Raw genomic sequence first — 18,563 nt, forward strand, 5'->3', positions numbered from 1 at the left:
AAGCCCTCCGGGCGGGTACGTAGGTTCGCATGACGCCTGAGCGCTCGGAGCCCGCGGTGCCGCCACCGCCCACCGCCACGTACCGGCTGCAGCTCCAGCCGGAGTTTCCGTTCGCGGCCGCCGAAGCGGCCGTCCCGTACCTGGCCTCTCTCGGAGTCTCGCACCTGCACCTGTCGCCGGTGCTCGAAGCCGTCCCGGGGTCCACGCACGGCTATGACGTCGTGGACCACGCGCGCGTGCGTGACGAGCTGGGCGGCGAGGAAGGACTGCGGGCCCTGTCGCGCACCGCGCGGGCGCACGGGCTCGGCCTCGTCGTGGACATCGTGCCCAACCACATGGCGGCAGTGCCCCGGCACAACCACGCCCTCTGGGAGGTCCTGCGCGAGGGCCCCGACTCGCCCTTCGCCCGGTGGTTCGACATCGACTGGGACGCGGGCGGCGGCCAGGTGCTGCTGCCGGTGCTCGGGCGCGGGGTCGGGGACGAGCTGGAGCGCCTGCGGGTCGACGGGGACGTGCTGCGCTATCACGAACACGCGTTCCCCATCCGTGCGGGCACCGAGGAGCTGCCGTTGCCGCGGCTCCTCGACGCCCAGTGGTACCGCCTCGCGTGGTGGCGGCTGGCCCGTACGGAGCTCAACTACCGCCGCTTCTTCACCATTTCGGACCTCATCGGAGTGCGGGTCGAGGACCCGGAGGTGTTCGACGCGACTCACGCGAAGATCCTGGGACTGCTGCGGGAGGGGGTCGTGGAAGGGCTGCGGATCGACCACCCCGACGGTCTCGCCGATCCGGGGGCCTACCTCCAACGGCTGCACGAGGCCACCCGCGGGCGGTGGACGGTCGTCGAGAAGATCCTCGGCGACGGCGAGCAGCTGCCGGCCGCGTGGCCCGTCGCGGGCACCACCGGGTACGACGCGCTGCGCCACCTCGACGGCCTCTTCACGGACCCGGCGGGGGCCGGCGGACTCCTCGGGCAGTACCGCAGGTTCACGGCACCTCCGGTGGACCGGGGCGGCGACTGGGGGGCGACGGTGCGGCGCGCCGCGTACAAGGTGCTCACCCATGAACTCGCCGCCGAGACCGACCGCCTCACGCGCGAGGCGACCGCCCTGTGCGCAGGGGACCCCGCGCTGCGCGACCACGCGCCGTGGGCGCTGCGCACCGCACTCCAGGAGCTGCTCGTACGGCTGCCCGTCTACCGGCCCTACGTCTCCGGGGGCGTCGAACCGGCCTCCGTCCTCACCGTGGGGGCCGCCGAAGAGGCCAAGGCGGCCTTCGCCGTGCGGGAGGAGGCCGAGGCGGTGGACGTCGTACGGGATCTGGTCCTCGGGCGGCTCGGGTCCGGGCCCGCGCTCGACGGCTTCCGGGCGCGGTTCGCGCAGACCTCGTCGGCGCTGCGGGCCAAGGCGGTCGAGGACACGGCGTTCTACCGGCACGCACCGCTCCTCTCGGCGGCCGAGGTGGGCGGCTCGCCCGAGCGTCCCGCGGTGTCCCCGGAGGCGTTTCACGCCTACTGCACGCGCGTGCAGCGCGACTGGCCCTACGCGGGCACGGTGCTCACCACGCACGACACGAAGCGCAGCGCCGACGTACGGGCGGGCATCTCCGTCCTCACGCAGTGCCCGGAGCGGTGGGCCGACCTCCTGGTCGAGGTGACCGAGCAGACCGCGCGCGCGGGGGGCGCCTCGGCGCCGGACCCGCAACTGGCGTGGGCGGCCTGGCAGACGGCCGTCGGCTTCGGCTTCCCCTACGACGAACGGCTGCAGAAGGCGCTGCTCAAGCACGTGCGCGAGGCGGGCCTGCACACGAGCTGGACCGAGCCGAACGAGGCTTACGAGAAGGCCGTGACGGCGTTCGTGGAGGCGGGCCCCTGCGGGCCGCCGCTCTACACCGTCGCGGAGTTCGCCGGCGCCCTGCGGCCCCATGTGCGGGCCAATCTCCTCGGCGCCGCGCTGCTCCAGCTCGCGATGCCCGGGGTGCCCGACCTCTACCAGGGCACGGAGAACGAGTACCGGGCCCTGGTGGACCCGGACAACAGGCGGCCCGTGCGGTTCCAGCCGCATGTCCTGGAGCACCTGGAGCAGCACCGTGACCGCTGGGACCTCTCCGAGGAGAAGCTGGCCGTCACGACGACCGCGCTGCGCCTTCGCAGGCGGCGCCCGGAGCTGTTCGGCGGCGCGGCGACGTACGAACCGCTGGCGGCCCGGGGACCCGGCGCCGCGCACTGCGTGGCCTTCTCGCGCTCCGGAGAGGTGATCGCGGCGGTGACCCGGCTTTCGCTGCGCCTTGCCGAAGCGGGCGGCTGGGGCTCCACGGAGCTGGCGCTTCCGGAAGGGCGGTGGGTGGACCTGCTCGGCCGGGGACGGGAATTCACGGGGCACGCGCGCGTGGAGGAGCTTTTCGGGGAGCTGCCCGTGGCGCTTCTGGAGCGGGTCTCAGCGGGGGCGGACGAGTAGGAGGCGTGGTGCCCGCGCCATCAGCCCGCCGGCCGCGGGTCTGAAGCCGGGGGCCCAGCGCAGGCCCGGCATGGCGTCGAGCAGGGCCCGCAGCCCGCACTCGGCGACGAGCCCGGCGACGGTGGCCGCCGGGCAGCCGCGGCCTTCGGCGCCGAACGCGAGGTGGGCGGGGTCCGGGCGGAAGATGTCGTAGCGGTCGGGGTCGGCGAATCGGAACGGGTCGCGCCCCGCCGAGCCGATGAGGCAGGCCACGACGGAACCCGCGGACAGGAGCGTGCCGCCCGTCGTGACCGGGGCGGTCGTGCGGCGCAGTACGACGGGCGTGGGCGGATCGCGGCGCAGGGACTCCGCCCATGCGCCGGGTATCAGCTCCGGACGGGCGCGCACGAGGTCCAACTGGGCGGGGTGGTCCAGGAGGTTGGCGAGGAAGGAGGCAAGGGCGAGGGCGGTGGTCTCGCCGCCTCCCGTGAGGAGCGCGGCGGCAAGGGCGGTGACGGCCTCGTCCGAGGGCGCCCGGCCGTCCGCCCGGGCGCGGCACAGCACGGAGAGCAGGTCCGCGCCGGGACGGTCGCGCCGCCGCGCGACGTGGGGGCGCAGAAGACCGGCGAACTCCGGGTGGATGCCCCCGGCGCGCGCAGGCCCCGTACGGCACCACTCGCGCACCCGCGCGGCGTCCTCGCTGGGCAGCCCGAGCGCGGCGACGGCGGCTGCCGCGGGCAGCCAGGCGGTGAACTCGGCGACGAGGTCGACCTCGCGCCGCCGGGCCATGCGCCGGGCGAGTACGTAGGCGATGCGGTCGGCGGCGGCCCGCAGCGGGGGCTCCAGGCGCGCGGGGGCGACCGGGTCCGGCCCGGTCGCCGCCGGTCGGCTCCCGGTGTCGTCGAACACGGCACGGACATCCGCGTACCGGCTGACCAGCCAGGCGCCGAGCATCTCGTCGCGGACGAGGGGGAGGGTTTCGCGGAGGGTTCGGTAGAGCGGGTAGGGGTCACGCTCGACGCCGGGGGCCAGGAGGCTGGGCGGTGGGGGCGGTACGGGTCCGGACCGTCCGTGGTTCCGTCCGGCGTCTGACGCCGGGGTCGGCGGACTCGGCGGACTCGGCGGACTCGGCGGACTCGGCGGACTCGGCGGACTCGGCGGAGCCATTGCCACATGGTGCCCGCGAGGGGTCGAGCTCAGCGACACAGCAGACCCCGTTCGGGCTCGGCGCGCGGCGGACAGCCGTGCGAGGGGGTTTCGCAAGTAGCCGTGCGATGGGGTTTCAGCGCATCACCGCGAGCCGCTCCGCGCAGTCTCCGTACACCCATTCGGGTGACGCTGCGGCAGGAACATGGCGAGGCGGCACCGCCCGGGACGCACGCTTGACACGTGCCCTACCGCGTGGCGTACTGCGGATTGCTTCAGCGGACAAGTCAGAGGTGAGTCAACTGGCGGAGCATGGCTATCCCACTGTGGCTGAACTCGTACTGTCCGCAAGGAAGTTGGCCGCCCACCGTCCCGAACTGAGCACCCTGCGCCAGGTGGGTGCATCGCGCGCCGGAAGACCCCTGCACCTGCTCTCCGTCGGCCGCTCCCGTCGCGCCGTCCTGGTCGTCGCCGGCGCGCACGCGAACGAACCGACCGGCGGTTCGACGCTGCTCCACCTCGCGGAGTGGGTCCTGCGGGACGAGGACCTGCGCGCCGACACCTCCTGGCACTTCCTCCTGTGCGCCGACCCGGACGGCGCGAGCCTGCACCGCACGCCCTCGCCGCGCACCCTGTTCGACTACCACCGGCACTTCTTCCGCCCGGCGGGCCCCGAACAGCCCGAGTGGTCCCCCTCCGTCCTGCCGCCCGACCGGCTGCCGCCCGAGACCCGCGTCCTCACCGGGCTCATCGACGAACTACGGCCCTACTTGCAGGTGTCGCTGCACGGAACCGATCTCGGCGGCAGCTGGGTGCAGTTGACGCGGGACATACCCGGGCTCGCGGAACCGTTCGCCAAGTCGGCGGCCGAGCTGCACATCCCGGTGGAGACGGGCGCCTCGGACGCCGCGGGCTGGCCGGTCTCGGGGCCCGGGGTCCATGTGCTGCCGGGCCCCGGCTCGGCCGCCGCCTATCCGAGCCTCCCCGAGGACGCCCGGCACACCACCTGGCACCACGCCCACCGGTACGGCGGTCTGACCGCCATCGTCGAGGTCCCGATGTGGGCGAGCGACCTCGTGGACGACGCGGCGGCCCACCCCTCACCGGCCCTCGCCCTGCGCGGCTTCTCGTGGCGCCTGCGCCAGGACGCGCGCCTGGTCGAGGACATCCTCGGCGAGGCCCTGCCCCGGCTGCCGCAGGCCCACGGACCGCTGCTGCGCGCGGCACGCTGGGCGCTCGACCTGGTGCCCGGCCTCGCCGACGACTGGGCCGGACTGCCGCCCGCGGGGACGTCCATGGCGTACATCGGCAGCGTCGACGCCTTCGGGCGGCGCCTTCCGCTGCGGGCCGCCGCGATGCTGCTGCGGGTCCTCGACGCGGCGGGCGACCGGGCCGCGCCCCGCCTCGAACGGCTCGTGCTGCGCTGGAGCGACGCGTTCGCCGAGCGGTTCGGGGCACGCTGGGTGCCGCTAGAGCACCAGGTCGAGCACCAGTCACGGACGACGGTCGCGGCGGCGCGCCACGCGCGCGTGCGGGGCGACTGACCGCGGCGCTCTCAAGGACTCACGGCAGCCCCCTCAAGGACTCACGACAGCCCCTTCAACGGCTCACGACGCGGAGAGCCGGAAGCCCATCTTCCCGAAGCTGACCTGATCGCCGTCCTGGACCACGGCCGCGCCGATCACCCTGCGACCGTTCACGGACGTGCCGTTCGTCGACCCGAGGTCGCGCAGCACCCACATGCCGCCCTGCCTGCTCAGCTCGGCGTGCACCCGGGAGACCGTCTCGTGGCTGAGCCTGAGCCCGTTCGCGGGGTCGCGGCCGATCCGCAGGGGGTACGGGTTCGCCGGCACCGGCAGGAGCAGCTTCGGCAGCCGCTCGGCCTGCCAGACCCTGCGCAGCCGCACCGTGAACCCGGAGACCGCGCCGACGGCCCCGAACACCGCCCGCGAGAGGCGGCCCTCGGTCTGCAGATCGGCGGTGAGCGCGGCCAGTTCGTCGGGCTGCCGGGCGGCGAGGGCCAGCTCCATGCGGCGCACGAACGTGTCGTGCGAGAGCTTGCCGAGGGCAGCGCCCTCCCTGAGCACCTTCAGCGCCCTGTCTCGCTCGGCGTCGGTCAGCCGCGCGGGGTACGTGTGGATCTCGAAGGAGGACGTCACCCTGGTGATTGTCGGTCAGCTCGGCCGGGGTGTCCAGAAAACGCGGAACGACCCCGAGCCGATCACTTCTGCAGCACGATGGACGGACGTGACCACGGATGACGTACGGATGAAGACGGATGGCCGTCGACGGACGGCAGACAAGGGGGGACCGGCGGTGGAGTTCGAGGTGTGGGCACCGGGAGCCGAGCACGTCGCGCTGCTGTGCGAGGGCGCCACGCACGCGCTGGAGCGCGCCGGGGGCCGGACCGGCTGGTGGACGGGCGAGGCGGAGGCCGCCGACGGCGCGCGCTACGGCTTCTCGCTCGACGGCGGCCCCGTGCTGCCCGATCCCCGCTCCCGGCGCCAGCCGGACGGCCCCGACGGGCTCAGCGCCGTCGTCGACCACGACCGGTACGCGTGGCGCACTCCCTGGGCGGGGCGCGGGGTGCGGGACGCGGTCCTGTACGAGCTGCACGTGGGGACGTACACACCGGAGGGCACGCTCGACTCGGCCGCGGGGCGCCTCGATCACCTGGCCGAACTCGGCGTCACCCATGTGGAGCTGATGCCGCTGTGCCCGTTCCCCGGCCGGCACGGCTGGGGGTACGAGGGCGTGTCCCTGTGGGCGGTGCACGAGCCGTACGGCGGGCCCGAGGCGCTGAAACGGTTCGTCGACGCGGCGCACGCGCACGGCATCGGCGTCGTGCTCGACGTGGTGCACAACCACCTCGGCCCGTCCGGCAACTATTTGCCCGCGTTCGGCCCCTACTTCACGGACACCCACCACACCCCCTGGGGCGCCGCCGTCAATCTCGACGCGCCCGGCTCGGACGAGGTGCGCGCGTATCTGATCGGCAGCGCCCTCGCCTGGCTGCGCGACTACCGCGTCGACGGCCTGCGCCTGGACGCCGTGCACGCGCTGTGCGACACGCGCGCGTGCCACTTCCTGGAGGAGCTCTCGGCGGCCGTGGACGAGCTGTCCGCCGAGCTCGGCAGGCCGCTCTCGCTCATCGCCGAGTCCGACCAGGGTGATCCGCGGACCGTCACCCCGCGCGCGGAGGGCGGGCTCGGCGTGCACGCGCAGTGGAACGACGACTTCCACCACGCGCTGCACTGCGCGCTCACCGGCGAATCACACGGCTACTACGAGGACTTCGCCCGCGCCCCCTTCGCCGCGCTCGCCAAGACGCTGACGGGCGGCTTCTTCCACGACGGTACGTACTCGACGTTCCGCGGGCGCCGGCACGGGCGTCCCGTCGACAAGGCCCGTACGCCCGCCTACCGCTTCCTCGGCTACACGCAGACCCACGACCAGATCGGCAATCGCGCACAAGGAGACCGGCTCTCCGCGGCCCTCTCCCCCGGCCTGCTCGCCTGCGCGGCGGCTCTCACGCTCACCGGGCCGTTCACGCCGATGCTGTTCATGGGCGAGGAGTGGGGCGCCACCACGCCCTGGCAGTTCTTCACGGACCACACCGATCCCGAACTCGCGGAGGCCGTGCGGCGGGGCAGGCGGCGGGAGTTCGCGGCGCACGGCTGGGCCGAGGAGGACATCCCGGACCCGCAGGACCCGGCGACCAGGGACCGGTCCTGTCTCGACTGGGCCGAGCCCCTGACCGACCCCCACGCGCGCGTGCTGGCCTGGTACCGCGAACTGATCGCCCTGCGCCGCACCCGCGGCGACCTCCTCGACCCCGATCTCGCGGCACTGCGGGTCGCGTACGACGAGGAGCGGCGCTGGTTCGCGGTGCGGCGCGGCGATCTGCGGATCGCGGTGAACGTCGGCAAGGAGGCGGTCGACGTCCCGCTCGGCGGCCGGGGCGCGCGGGTGCTCGCGGCGTGGGAGCCGGTCACCGCGCCCGGGCCTGACGGGGTGCTGCGGCTGCCCGCCGAGTCGTGCGCGGTCCTTGCGACGCCGTGAGGCCGGCGTACAGAGGACGCCTGTCGCCTGTCGGTCAGTTGACGATCGCCAGCTCGCGGGGCGTGGAGTTGAGGCGCCGTACGCCGTCATCGGTGACCGTCACGATGTCCTCGATGCGCACTCCGAAGCGGCCCGGCAGATAGATGCCGGGCTCCACGGAGAAGCACATCCCCGGCACGAGCGGCAGCTCCTCGCCCTCGACCATGTAGGGCGGTTCGTGGGTGGTGACGCCTATGCCGTGTCCGGTGCGGTGGATGAAGTGCTCGCCGTAACCGGCATCGGCGATCACCGCCCGTGCCGCCCTGTCGATGTCCTGGCAGGCGGCGCCGGGCCGCACCGCGCGGCAGCCCGCCTCCTGGGCCTCGCGCACGATGTCGTGTACCCGCTGCTCCTCGGCGCCGGGCTCGCCCACGTGCACCGTGCGCGAGGTGTCCGAGCCGTAGCCGTGCAGCAGGCCGCCGAAGTCGAGGACGACCATGTCGCCGTCCTCGATGACGCGGTCGCCCGCCTCGTGGTGCGGGTTGGCGCCGTTCGGGCCGGAGCCGACGATGGTGAAGTCGACCTGCGAGTGCCCGTACTGCCGCAGCAGGGCGTCGAGATCGGCGGCCACGTCACTCTCCCTGCGGCCCGCGAAAGCCACCTTCTTGATCTCTTCGTACGTCGCGTCCGCGGCGGCACCGGCCGCCGCCAGGCGCTCCAGCTCGGCGGCGTCCTTGACGGCGCGCAGCATGGGGAGCGCTCCGGTGAGGGATACGTAGGAGGTGTCCGGCAGCTCGCTCTGGAAGCCGAGGAGATGCATGGCCCAGGAGTTGTCGCTGACCCCGAAGCGGCCGTCGACGTCGAGGAGCGGGGCGGTCGCCGCGTAGGGGTCCTTGCCGTCGGACCAGTCGCGCAGGGTCAGCGCGCTCGCCCCTGCCGCGCGCTCCGCGTCCGGGGCCTCCAGGGTGGGCACCACGAGCACCGGCTCCTGACCGGCGGCGAGCACGAGGACGGTGAGGCGCTCGGTGGCGACGGGCTGATACCCGGTGAGCCAGATCAGGTCGGGGCCCGGCGCGACGAGCAGCCCGGCGAGCCCCGCATCCGCCGCGGTCGCCGCGGCACGGTCCATGCGGGCCTTGTAGTCGTCGGCGGTGAAGGGCGCGGGGGTGCCGGGGGTGCCGGTCATAGGGGCCTCCAGGGCTGCTCACTGCTGCGCGTACGGTGCGCTGCCGGTGCGGCCGATCCTGCCCGCACCGCCGCGCGTACGCGACCGGGTTACGGAGGCTTTACGGCATCCCCGGCAGGCCGCGCCACACCGCTCGGCGCCGCCCCGGCCCGCGTCGGCTCACGTCACAAAGCCCGGCGTCACTGACAGGGACTGCCGCTGGCCGTTCGCGTGACGGACGGTGACGGTGATGTTCCTGCCCGGGTCCGCGGCGGCGACCGCCGTCGCCAGGGCCTTGGCCGAGGCGACGCGGGTCCTGCCGAAGGCGAGCACTACGTCCCCGCGTACGAGACCGGCGCTGTGGCCGGGGCCGGGGCTGTGCACACCGGCGAGCAGGGCTCCGGGGCCGCCGGGGGCGTCGACGGCCTCCACGCCGAGCGCTGGGCGCGCCGGGGTCCGCTCGGGGGCCTTGCCCGGCTGCCTCCCCGGCTGCTTCTGCGGCGGGTCCGGCGGGGCGGCGGGTCCGGACGCCGCGCCCGGGGCGGGATCGCCGCCGGGCGCCGCCGGACCTGCCTGCCGCCCTGCGGCGTCGCCCGTCGCACCGCCCTGCGCCTGCGACTGCTTCTGCATGTCGGCGAGCTTGCTCATGCCGATGACGGTGGCGCTCACTGTGCCGAGCCCCACCCCCGACAGCACGAGGACGACCGAGAAGAGCAGCCCGAAGAGCAGGGTGGCCAACCGCCGCCCGCGCCGCCGCGCGGCATGCGGGCGGTGACCCGGCCCCGCTACGCGACCGGGGCCGGGTGTCCGCCCGGCCCCCGGTTTCCGCCCGATCCCGAGCTTCTGGCGGACGCCGGGCTTGCCGCCCCGGCCGAACTTGCTCGAACCGCCGAACTTGCCGCCCGAGCCGTGCTCCTGTCCGGGCATCGGCTTGGGACGCAACGCAGTCTGATCCATGGGCTCGCCTCCGGCCACAGCCCTACCCGGCGTGCACCGGCGCGACGATTCACGAACGGGTGAAGTCCAGGTGTGCGCCCCTGCCCCCTGGGGCTCGCCCCGTCCCGATGTGCCCCGTTCCGCACGGGCCCAGTCAGCCCGTGTGCCCCCCTTCATGACCCCCTTCGTGACCCCCGTGTCCCGCCCCGTGGTCGAACTTCAGGGCTTCCGGCGGCATGACCACGAAGGGGCGCATCATGCCCATGTCCTCGTGCTCCAGAAGATGGCAGTGGTACATGAAGCGCCCGTACGCGCCGTCGAACTTGCCCATGACCCGCAGCATTTGACCGCCGGGGACCAGGAAGACGTCCTTCCAGCCCCGCTCGTTCGGCGCGAGGGGGATCTCCTTCTCCGGGTCGAAGCTGACCGGAGCCAGGGTGCCGCCCACGGTGACGTCGAAGCCCGACGCGTCGTACGCGTCGCGGCCAAGGAGTTGGAAGTCGGCCAGGTGGATGTGCATGGGGTGGGTCACCGGCGGGTTCACCGCGAGGTTCAGGAAGCTCCACTGTTCGTGGCTGCCCTCGGCGATGGTGAAGCCCAGGCCGTCGTTGAAGGTACGGGCGGTCCTGCGGTACGTCTTCGTCTTCCCGTCCGCGCCCTTGACCTGGATGACTCCCTCGGTCGGGACCTGGATGCCGCCCGCGTCCTTGACCTCGGTCATCTCCCAGATCTCCGGGTGGCCACCCCCGCCCTTCGTGGCGGGCGGCGTCAGGACGATCAGGCGGTGGCCGTGCTCGATGTCATGGCTCAGCGGGCGGAACGAGCCCGAGAGGATCTCCGGGAGCGAGAAGGGGTCCTCGCACTCCGCATCCCGCACGCGGAACTCCATGACCTGCGGATAGCGCACGTCGTTCGCCGGGTCGGGCACTCCGGGCGCCTGGCCCCTGCCCTTGTTCACGAGCCGCACCCGCCGGCCCGCGAGCGCGCGGAAGTCGATCAGCAGGTCCATCCGCTCGGCCGGGGCGACGGTGAGCGTGGGCAGCGCGTCGTCGAAGTCGACCGGCACCGGACGCGGCAGCAGGCCGCCGTCGCTGCCGATCTGGTGCATGACGCCCTGCACCGGGTTGTTGTCCTCGTCGACGAGCACGAGGTCGTAGACACGGGCGTTCGACGCGTTCACCAGGCGGAAGCGGTGCCAGGCCGCGTCCACGTCCGCGTAGGGCCAGATGCGGCCGTTGACCGTGCTGTACGGACCCGTGAAGGGCAGCGACACCGGCTTGCCCGTCTCCGGGTTCTTCTCCTGGATGATCACGGTCTTGTGCAGCAGGCGGCCGTTGAGACGTCCGTCCTCGTCCGTGTCCAGGTTCCGGTCGGCGAGCAGCAGCGGGATCTCCCGCTCCCCGCGGGGGAGGTGGAGCGCGTCCTCCTCGTCGTCCCGCACGAGGTAGGTGCCGTACAGACCCGCCTGGACGTTCCAGCGGGTTATGTTCATGGCGTGGTCGTGATACCACCATTGAACCGCCTGGTGGTCGTTCGGATACTCGGAGAGCTGGGCGTCGCCGAACCCCACCGCGTTGTCCGCCCACCCGTCGTTGCCCCCGCCGGTCTGCGCGCCGTGCAGATGCGTCACCGACCAGGCGGGCAGTGCCGCCACGTCCTTGTTCGGCTCGACGCCCGCGCGCCCCGGTAGGGTGGCGGGGCTCGGGTTGCCCCGCGGCACCTCTACGGACGTCACGGGATACTCGCTGCCCTTCGGGATGCGGTTGGTCCAGGCGATCCGGACGCGCCGCCCGCGCCGCACCTCGATCGTCGGGCCCGGAACACAGCCGTCGTACCCCCACATCAGGGTCGGCGGCAGTTGCGGGTGCAGCCGGATCCAGGCCGGACGCAGCGCGATCTCGGTCTCCGCGGGCACGTCGGTCTCGTCCCGCACGTCCACCGAGTCCGGTCGCAGGACGGGCGGCACCGGAAGCGGCGTGACGTACGGCGTCAGCTCCCCCGCGTCCGCTGCCGTTGCCGCCGTCGCGTCCGCGTCGGCGGGCGAACCCGTCGGACGGTCCGTGATGCGCTCAATGATGTCGGTCAAGTCGAACACCCCCGTGTTTCGCTCAATGCGGTCGATCCATGCGACTGATCGGTGCAGATGCAATGGCCCCTGCTCTGGGGCCGGTTGGGCGACCCGGTCAGTGGCCGCCCTCTACATCAGAAGACTCCCGGCACTACGACCAAGTTCCACGAATCCCCCATTCCGCAAGAAAGGGATCGGAAACCGCATATGGAATTGGGTAGTCCTGTTGTGGGTCTGCCGCCAGTGACCGCTGTTACTTTCGGAGCATGACCGAACGTGCACTCCGTCTGCTGCGACAGGACCCACGTCTGGCCGAGCTGGCCGCGTTCCCTTTCGCATTCGACCTGTCCCGCGCGGACCACGTCGAAGAGGTCCGCCTCGCGTCCGGCGGCCCGCTCGAACCCGTCGCGGGGGACGATTCCGGGGGCACGTATTTCGTCTGCGGGGACGGATCCGTGCTGTACGCCGACTCCGAGGGGTCAGCCGGGATCATCGGGGACAGCGTGGACGAGGCCCTGGAGATCCTCGTCGGGCTGCCCGGCTGGCAGGACTACGTAGGTCTGTCGCCGACGGACGGCGAGGCGCGGATACTGGCGGAGATCGCCGACACGGAGGGCGACTTCCGCGAGGACTGCGTGCCCGACCTCGACGCGCACCGCGCCGGACTGCGGGCCGCGCTCGGGCTTCCGGAGCGCTCCCCCGTGCAGTTGGTCGCCCGGCTGCACGCCGCCCTGCTGCGCACCGAACCCGACCACATCCTCCTCAACGCCGAGGAGCACCTGGCGTACAAGCGCCTCGATCCGCACCCGCGCCCGCCTCTGTGGGAGCAGGTGCTCGCCAAGGGCCGCACCGATCTGGCCCTGCTGCGGATGGGCGACCGCACGGTCTGGGAGGGCGTGACGCAGGACAGAGCGCGCCGGGTGGCCGCGTTGCGCGCCGCGCAGTTCGACCGGCGGAACACGGACCGCGCGCTGCTGCGGCATCTCCTCAAGCATGAGGCTGACGCCTCCATGTCGGACGAACTGCGGCTCGCGGTGGTCCTCGTGGGGTTGCACTGCCTCCCCGAGGATCTGCCCCTCTTGCGCGAGGTGCACGAGACGACGTACGACACCTGGTGCGGCCTGGGCGGGCTTCCGGACGAGGCCGGTCAAGTACAGGAGTGGGCGCGCTCGTTCGACGACTCCAACTACGGGACCGACCCCGACGACGAACCGGAGTCGACCTGGCTGGAGCTCGCGCGGGACCAGGGGATGGTGGAGACGGCCCGCGCCTACCTGATCCGCGAACTGGACGACTCCGGCCCAGACCCCGCACAACTCGCCGTACTGCGCGATGAGTTGACGCTGATCGGCGACTACACCCAGGCGATCCGGGCCCAGCGTCTGCACCTGTCGCTCCAGGACACCGACCACGGCCGCCAGGCCGCCGACGCACGCCTCGCCGAGCTGGAGCGCAGGGCCCTGGACGCGACGGGCTCCTGACGACCGGGCCGCTCAGCCCGGCCGAGCAAGCAGTACGGCGCGCGCGTCGACCCGGAGCTGTGGCGGCAGTGCGTGGAGGTGACCATCCGCAACCGTGTGTTCGAGAGCGAGGGCCCCGATGCCCCCGATGCCCCGCACAGGCCCGGCGACGACCCCGAACTCGACGACTTCGGGGCCGCGCTGCGCGGCCTGGTCGGGAAGATCATCCGCTACGAGTCCCGGTTCCGCGCCGACGAGCTCCTGCCGCCCGACGGCCATGTCCGTAACGTCGCCGCCCGGGACATCGGGCGCGCCTCGAAGATGGCCCGCTGAGGGCGCGGCGCCCGGTACGCGACCCACGCCGAGCTCGAAGCGGCCGTCGAGCGTGCGAGCCACGAGGCCCGGGCGGAGAACTCCTCCCGGGAGGAGTTCTCCGCCGGCTACGCCCTCGGCCGCTGCCCGCACTTCGACGAGGAGCAGTTCGGCGACTGGTGCACGACGGCGCTCCGGGCCCACCGCGAGCTGGCCTCGGACCCGGACAGCCCATGGCTGGCGGTGCTGTTCAAGTGATCCGGTCGCGGCACCAGCAGTGGCCCGGGTCACCAAGGGCCCGGGTGCTGGCCCGGGTGCACAGTGGCCCGGGTGACCGCTCGGGCCACTTCGCTCACCTGAGCACCCCGCATCACAATATGGTCTCGCTGCCCCGCCAGGGTCTTGCCAGCCGCCCGTGTAATCGATTCCAATCCTCCGTGTAATCGATTCCACAAGGAGGTGGACCGGCGATGGCGAGCATCAAGGACGTCGCGGCCGAGGCAGGCGTGTCCGTCGCCACGGTCTCGCGCGTCCTGAACAGTCACCCCTCGGTGAGCCCGGCCGCGAGGACCCGCGTCGTCGCCGCGATAGAGAGCCTGGGCTACCGCCCGAACGCCGTCGCCCGCTCCCTGCGCACCGACCAGACCCGCACGCTCGGCCTGGTCATCAGCGACGTACTGAACCCGTACTTCACGGCCCTGGCCCGCTCCGTCGAGGAGGCGGCCCGCGCGCTCGGCTACAGCGTGATCATCGGCAACGCCGACGAGCGGCCCGAGCTCCAGGACCACCACGTGCGCACACTCCTGGACCGGCGGATCGACGGGCTCCTGGTCTCCCCCACCGACGGCGGCTCCCCGCTGATGCTCGACACCGCGCGCTCCAGCACCCCGATGGTGTTCGTGGACCGCTGGATCCCCGGCGTGGACGTCCCCGTCGTCCGCGCCGACGGCCGCGAGGCCATCCGTGATCTGGTCGCCCATCTGCACGCGGTGGGCCACCGCAGGCTCGCGATCATCGCGGGGCCCGCGGCCACCACGACCGGCAGCGAGCGAGTCGAGGCCTTCCGCGAGGCACTGCGCGGCTACGGGATTCCGCTGCCCGACAGCTACATCGGGCAGGGTGACTTCCAGGCCGACAGCGGTCGCCGGGCCACCGAACGGTTCCTCGCGCTGCCGCAGCCGCCGCACGTGATCTTCGCCGCGGACAACCTGATGGCGCTCGGCGCGCTCGACGCGATCCGGGCCCACGGCCTGCGTGTACCGGACGACATCGCGCTCGCCGCCTTCGACGACATCCCGTGGTTCGTGCACACCGATCCCCCGATCACCGCCATCGCCCAGCCGACAGGCGATCTGGGCCGGGCCGCCGTACAGGCCCTGGTCGACCGGATAGAGGGCAGGCAACCCCGGTCCGTCACCCTGCCCGCACGTCTCGTCGTACGCCGCTCCTGCGGCGAGTCCCCCACCGACCAGAGGAGCAACACGTGAGCGACCCGGACGAGTTGCCGCGCACCACGCAGTCGGACGCCGCCGAGCTGCTGCGGATCGAAGGCATACGCAAGACGTTCCCCGGCGTCGTCGCGCTCGACTCGGTCGACTTCGACCTGCGCCGCGGCGAGGTGCACGTCCTGCTCGGCGAGAACGGCGCGGGCAAGAGCACGCTCATCAAGATGCTCTCCGGCGCCTACCGCCCCGACAGCGGCCGCATCCTCGTGGACGGGAAAGAGGTCCGCATCCACGGCGCGCAGGACGCCGAGCGGCTCGGCATCGCCACGATCTACCAGGAGTTCAACCTCGTCCCCGACCTCACCGTCGCCGAGAACATCTTCCTGGGCCGCCAGCCGCGCCGCTTCGGGATGATCGACCGGAAGGCGATGGAGTCGGCCGCCGAAGAGCTCCTGAAGCGGGTCGGCGTGCGGGTGTCGCCGCGCGCGAAGGTGCGCGAACTGGGCATCGCCCGGCTCCAGATGGTGGAGATCGCCAAGGCGCTCAGCCTGAAGGCCCGCGTCCTGATCATGGACGAGCCGACGGCCGTCCTGACCAGCGAGGAAGTCGATAAACTCTTCGCGATCGTGCGGCAGTTGCGCGCGGACGGCGTGGGCGTCGTCTTCATCACGCACCACCTGGAGGAGATCGCCGCCCTCGGCGACCGCGTGACCGTCCTGCGCGACGGCCGCAGCGTCGACCAGGTGCCCGCGTCGACCGCCGAGGACGAGCTCGTACGGCTGATGGTGGGCCGCAGCATCGAGCAGCAGTACCCGCGCGAACGCCCCGACACCGGGCCCGCGCTGCTCACCGTCGACGGCCTGACCCGTGACGGTGTCTTCCACGACGTCAGCTTCGAGGTGAGGGCCGGTGAGGTCGTCGGTCTCGCGGGGCTCGTCGGCGCGGGACGGACCGAGGTGGCGCGTGCCGTCTTCGGCGCCGACCCGTACGACAAGGGCTCCGTCGATGTACGCGGTGAGCGGCTGCCCCGGCATGACGTGATCGCCGCGATGGGCGCCGGCATCGGGCTCGTACCGGAGGACCGCAAGGGCCAGGGGCTCCTGCTCGACGCCTCCGTACAGGAGAACCTCGGTCTGGTGACGCTGCGTTCGGCCACCCGATCCGGGTTCGTGGACCTCAAGGGGCAGCGGGCCGCGGCGGCCGGGATCGCCGAGCAGCTGGGCGTGCGGATGGCCGGGATCGGCCAGCACGTGCGCACGCTCTCCGGCGGCAACCAGCAGAAGGTCGTCATCGGCAAGTGGCTGCTCGCCGACACCAAGGTGCTCATCCTCGACGAACCGACACGTGGCATCGACGTGGGCGCGAAGGTCGAGATCTACCAGCTGATCAACGAACTGACGGCCTCCGGACACGCGGTCCTGATGATCTCCAGCGATCTGCCCGAGGTCCTCGGCATGAGCGACCGCGTGCTCGTCATGGCGCAGGGCCGCATCGCGGGCGAACTCGCGGCGGCCGACGCGACGCAGGACGCGGTGATGGCACTCGCCGTGAGCAGTACGGCAGTTCAGACAGACGAAGCAACCGAAGGGAAGGCCTCCCGTGGCCACTGAAACGCTGAAGAGCAACGCGGGTGGCGCCACCGGTCTGCGCCGCGTCCTGCTCGACAACGGCGCGCTGAGCGCCCTGGTCGTCCTCCTGGTGGCGATGTCGCTGCTTTCCGGCGACTTCCTCACCACCCAGAACCTGCTCAATGTGGGCGTGCAGGCCGCCGTCACGGCGATCCTCGCGTTCGGCGTCACCTTCGTCATCGTCTCGGCGGGCATCGACCTGTCGGTCGGCTCGGTGGCCGCGCTCTCCGCGACGGTCCTCGCCTGGTCGGCGACGTCCGAAGGGCTGCCGGTCTGGCTCGCGATCGTCCTCGCCGTCGGCACCGGCATAGCGTGCGGCTTCGTGAACGGCCTGCTCGTCTCGTACGGGAAGCTCCCGCCGTTCATCGCGACGCTCGCGATGCTCTCGGTGGCCCGCGGCCTGTCCCTGGTCATCTCGCAGGGCAGCCCGATCCCGTTCCCCGACTCGGTCTCCAACCTCGGTGACACCATCGGCGGCTGGCTGCCGGTTCCGGTCATCGTGATGATCGCGATGGGCCTGGTCACGGCCGTCATCCTGGCCCGTACGTACATCGGCCGCTCCATGTACGCGATCGGCGGCAACGAAGAGGCCGCGCGTCTCTCCGGACTGCGCGTCAAGCGGCAGAAGCTCGTCATCTACGGCCTCTCGGGCCTCTTCGCCGCCGTCGCGGGCATCGTCCTCGCCTCCCGTCTCGTCTCCGCGCAGCCACAGGCCGCGCAGGGTTACGAACTGGACGCGATCGCCGCGGTCGTCATCGGCGGCGCGAGCCTGGCGGGCGGTGTCGGCAAGGCGTCCGGCACCCTGATCGGCGCGCTGATCCTGGCGGTCCTGCGCAACGGCCTCAACCTCCTCTCCGTGTCCGCCTTCTGGCAGCAGGTCGTGATCGGCGTCGTCATCGCCCTCGCGGTGCTGCTCGACACGCTGCGCCGCAAGGCCGGGGCGACCCCCGGCGCCTCGACGGGCGCGGCGGCCGGGGGCGGCAGGAAGGGGCCGCAGGTCCTGAAGCTGGGGCTCGCGGCCGTGCTGGCGGCGGCCGTCATCGGTGGCGTCTCCCTCTTCAACAACGGTTCCTCCTCCGGCACGACGACGAAGGTCGGCATGTCGCTCTCCACCCTCAACAATCCCTTCTTCGTGCAGATGAAGGAGGGCGCGCAGGCGGAGGCCGAGAAGGCGGGCATCGACCTGACCGTGACCGACGCGCAGAACGACGCCTCGCAGCAGACCAACCAGTTGCAGAACTTCACCGGCGAGGGCATGAAGTCGATCATCGTCAACCCGGTCGACTCGGACGCGGTGGGCCCGGCGGTGCGCGGCGCCAACAAGTCGGACATCCCGGTGATCGCCGCCGACCGCGGGGTGAACAAGGCGAAGGCGGCGACGCTCGTCGCCTCCGACAACGTCGCCGGCGGCAAGCTCGCCGCGAAGACCCTCGCGGAGAAGCTGGGCGGCAAGGGCAAGATCGTCACCTTGCAGGGTGTCGCGGGCACGTCGGCGAGCCGGGAGCGCGGCAAGGGCTTCGCCGAGGGCATCAAGGAGTACCCCGGCATCAAGGTCGTCGCCTCCCAGCCCGCGGACTTCGACCGTACGAAGGGCCTGGACGTCATGACGAACCTCATGCAGTCCAACCCCGGCATCGACGGTGTCTTCGCCGAGAACGACGAGATGGCCCTCGGCGCCGCCAAGGCGCTCGGCGGCAAGGCGGGCAAGTCGGTCGCGGTGGTCGGCTTCGACGGAACTCCCGACGGGCTCAAGGCGGTCGAGGGCGGCACGCTCTACGCGTCCGTGGCGCAGCAGCCGAAGGAGCTGGGCCGGATCGCCGTGCGGAACGCGGTGAAGGCGGTGCGCGGCAAGGATGTGGACGCGATGGTGAAGGTGCCGGTGAAGGTGGTCACGCGGAAGAACGTGGCCGACTTCTCCTGACCCCCC

General features: G+C 72.5%; 13 protein-coding genes and 1 pseudogene. 9 read left to right on the plus strand and 5 right to left on the minus strand.

Annotated features, from left to right (window positions below; all coding sequences use genetic code 11):
• Positions 1 to 29 precede the first annotated feature (29 nt).
• Positions 30 to 2,456 carry a malto-oligosyltrehalose synthase gene (gene treY, locus IE226_RS18135; protein ID WP_190082314.1) on the plus strand — a complete coding sequence of 809 codons (2,427 nt, stop codon included), beginning with the start codon at positions 30 to 32 and terminating at the stop codon, positions 2,454 to 2,456.
• Here the strand turns inward: treY and IE226_RS18140 are convergent.
• Positions 2,436 to 3,602 (minus strand): cytochrome P450, encoded by a 1,167-nt coding sequence (locus tag IE226_RS18140; RefSeq protein ID WP_190082315.1) that lies wholly within the window; start codon positions 3,600 to 3,602, stop codon positions 2,436 to 2,438. The two genes, treY and IE226_RS18140, sit on opposite strands and share 21 nt — an antisense overlap.
• A gap of 272 nt (positions 3,603 to 3,874) precedes the next feature.
• Here IE226_RS18140 and IE226_RS18145 point away from each other — a divergent pair, with 272 nt between their 5' ends.
• Positions 3,875 to 5,125: a M14 family zinc carboxypeptidase gene (locus IE226_RS18145; protein ID WP_190082316.1), complete on the plus strand. Its 1,251-nt coding sequence runs from the start codon at positions 3,875 to 3,877 to the stop codon at positions 5,123 to 5,125.
• 63 nt (positions 5,126 to 5,188) lie between these two features.
• Here the strand turns inward: IE226_RS18145 and IE226_RS18150 are convergent, their stop codons facing one another.
• Positions 5,189 to 5,740: an FHA domain-containing protein gene (locus IE226_RS18150; RefSeq protein WP_190082317.1), complete on the minus strand. Its 552-nt coding sequence runs from the start codon at positions 5,738 to 5,740 to the stop codon at positions 5,189 to 5,191.
• Between the two features lie 157 nt (positions 5,741 to 5,897).
• Between IE226_RS18150 and treZ the strand changes: the two genes are divergently transcribed.
• Complete coding sequence (gene treZ / locus IE226_RS18155) at positions 5,898 to 7,643, plus strand: malto-oligosyltrehalose trehalohydrolase (RefSeq protein WP_190082480.1); 1,746 nt, start codon at positions 5,898 to 5,900, stop codon at positions 7,641 to 7,643.
• A 34-nt stretch (positions 7,644 to 7,677) separates the two neighbouring features.
• On the opposite strand, the gene IE226_RS18160 is transcribed toward treZ, so the two are convergent.
• The 3 genes from IE226_RS18160 to phsA all read right to left on the minus strand — a co-directional run bounded on the left by IE226_RS18160 (position 7,678) and on the right by phsA (position 11,809).
• Positions 7,678 to 8,808 carry an aminopeptidase P family protein gene (locus IE226_RS18160; RefSeq protein WP_190082318.1) on the minus strand — a complete coding sequence of 377 codons (1,131 nt, stop codon included), beginning with the start codon at positions 8,806 to 8,808 and terminating at the stop codon, positions 7,678 to 7,680.
• 159 nt (positions 8,809 to 8,967) lie between these two features.
• A complete protein-coding gene (locus IE226_RS18165; RefSeq protein WP_229871156.1) occupies positions 8,968 to 9,744 on the minus strand; it encodes a PDZ domain-containing protein in 777 nt (258 codons plus the stop codon).
• Between the two features lie 133 nt (positions 9,745 to 9,877).
• Positions 9,878 to 11,809 carry an O-aminophenol oxidase PhsA gene (phsA, locus tag IE226_RS18170; RefSeq protein WP_373306986.1) on the minus strand — a complete coding sequence of 644 codons (1,932 nt, stop codon included), beginning with the start codon at positions 11,807 to 11,809 and terminating at the stop codon, positions 9,878 to 9,880.
• 248 nt (positions 11,810 to 12,057) lie between these two features.
• On the opposite strand from phsA, the gene IE226_RS18175 reads away from it, so the two are divergent.
• The 6 genes and pseudogenes from IE226_RS18175 to IE226_RS18200 all read left to right on the plus strand — a co-directional run bounded on the left by IE226_RS18175 (position 12,058) and on the right by IE226_RS18200 (position 18,557).
• A complete protein-coding gene (locus IE226_RS18175; RefSeq protein WP_190082320.1) occupies positions 12,058 to 13,272 on the plus strand; it encodes a hypothetical protein in 1,215 nt (404 codons plus the stop codon).
• Between the two features lie 72 nt (positions 13,273 to 13,344).
• Positions 13,345 to 13,584 (plus strand): hypothetical protein, encoded by a 240-nt coding sequence (locus tag IE226_RS18180; RefSeq protein WP_190082321.1) that lies wholly within the window; start codon positions 13,345 to 13,347, stop codon positions 13,582 to 13,584.
• Between the two features lie 18 nt (positions 13,585 to 13,602).
• Positions 13,603 to 13,821: pseudogene (locus tag IE226_RS45245) on the plus strand (DUF1266 domain-containing protein); the annotation flags it as partial.
• A gap of 212 nt (positions 13,822 to 14,033) precedes the next feature.
• On the plus strand, positions 14,034 to 15,050 hold the full coding sequence (locus IE226_RS18190) for a LacI family DNA-binding transcriptional regulator (protein WP_190082322.1): 1,017 nt from the start codon (positions 14,034 to 14,036) through the stop codon (positions 15,048 to 15,050).
• Positions 15,047 to 16,618, plus strand: a complete 1,572-nt coding sequence (locus IE226_RS18195) for a sugar ABC transporter ATP-binding protein (RefSeq protein ID WP_229871159.1) — start codon at positions 15,047 to 15,049, stop codon at positions 16,616 to 16,618. Before IE226_RS18190 ends, IE226_RS18195 begins: the two co-directional genes overlap by 4 nt.
• Positions 16,608 to 18,557: an ABC transporter permease/substrate-binding protein gene (locus tag IE226_RS18200; protein ID WP_190082323.1), complete on the plus strand. Its 1,950-nt coding sequence runs from the start codon at positions 16,608 to 16,610 to the stop codon at positions 18,555 to 18,557. Before IE226_RS18195 ends, IE226_RS18200 begins: the two co-directional genes overlap by 11 nt.
• Positions 18,558 to 18,563: the final 6 nt, after the last annotated feature.

The organism is Streptomyces longisporoflavus (genome assembly GCF_014649775.1).
Lineage (GTDB): Bacteria > Actinomycetota > Actinomycetes > Streptomycetales > Streptomycetaceae > Streptomyces > Streptomyces longisporoflavus.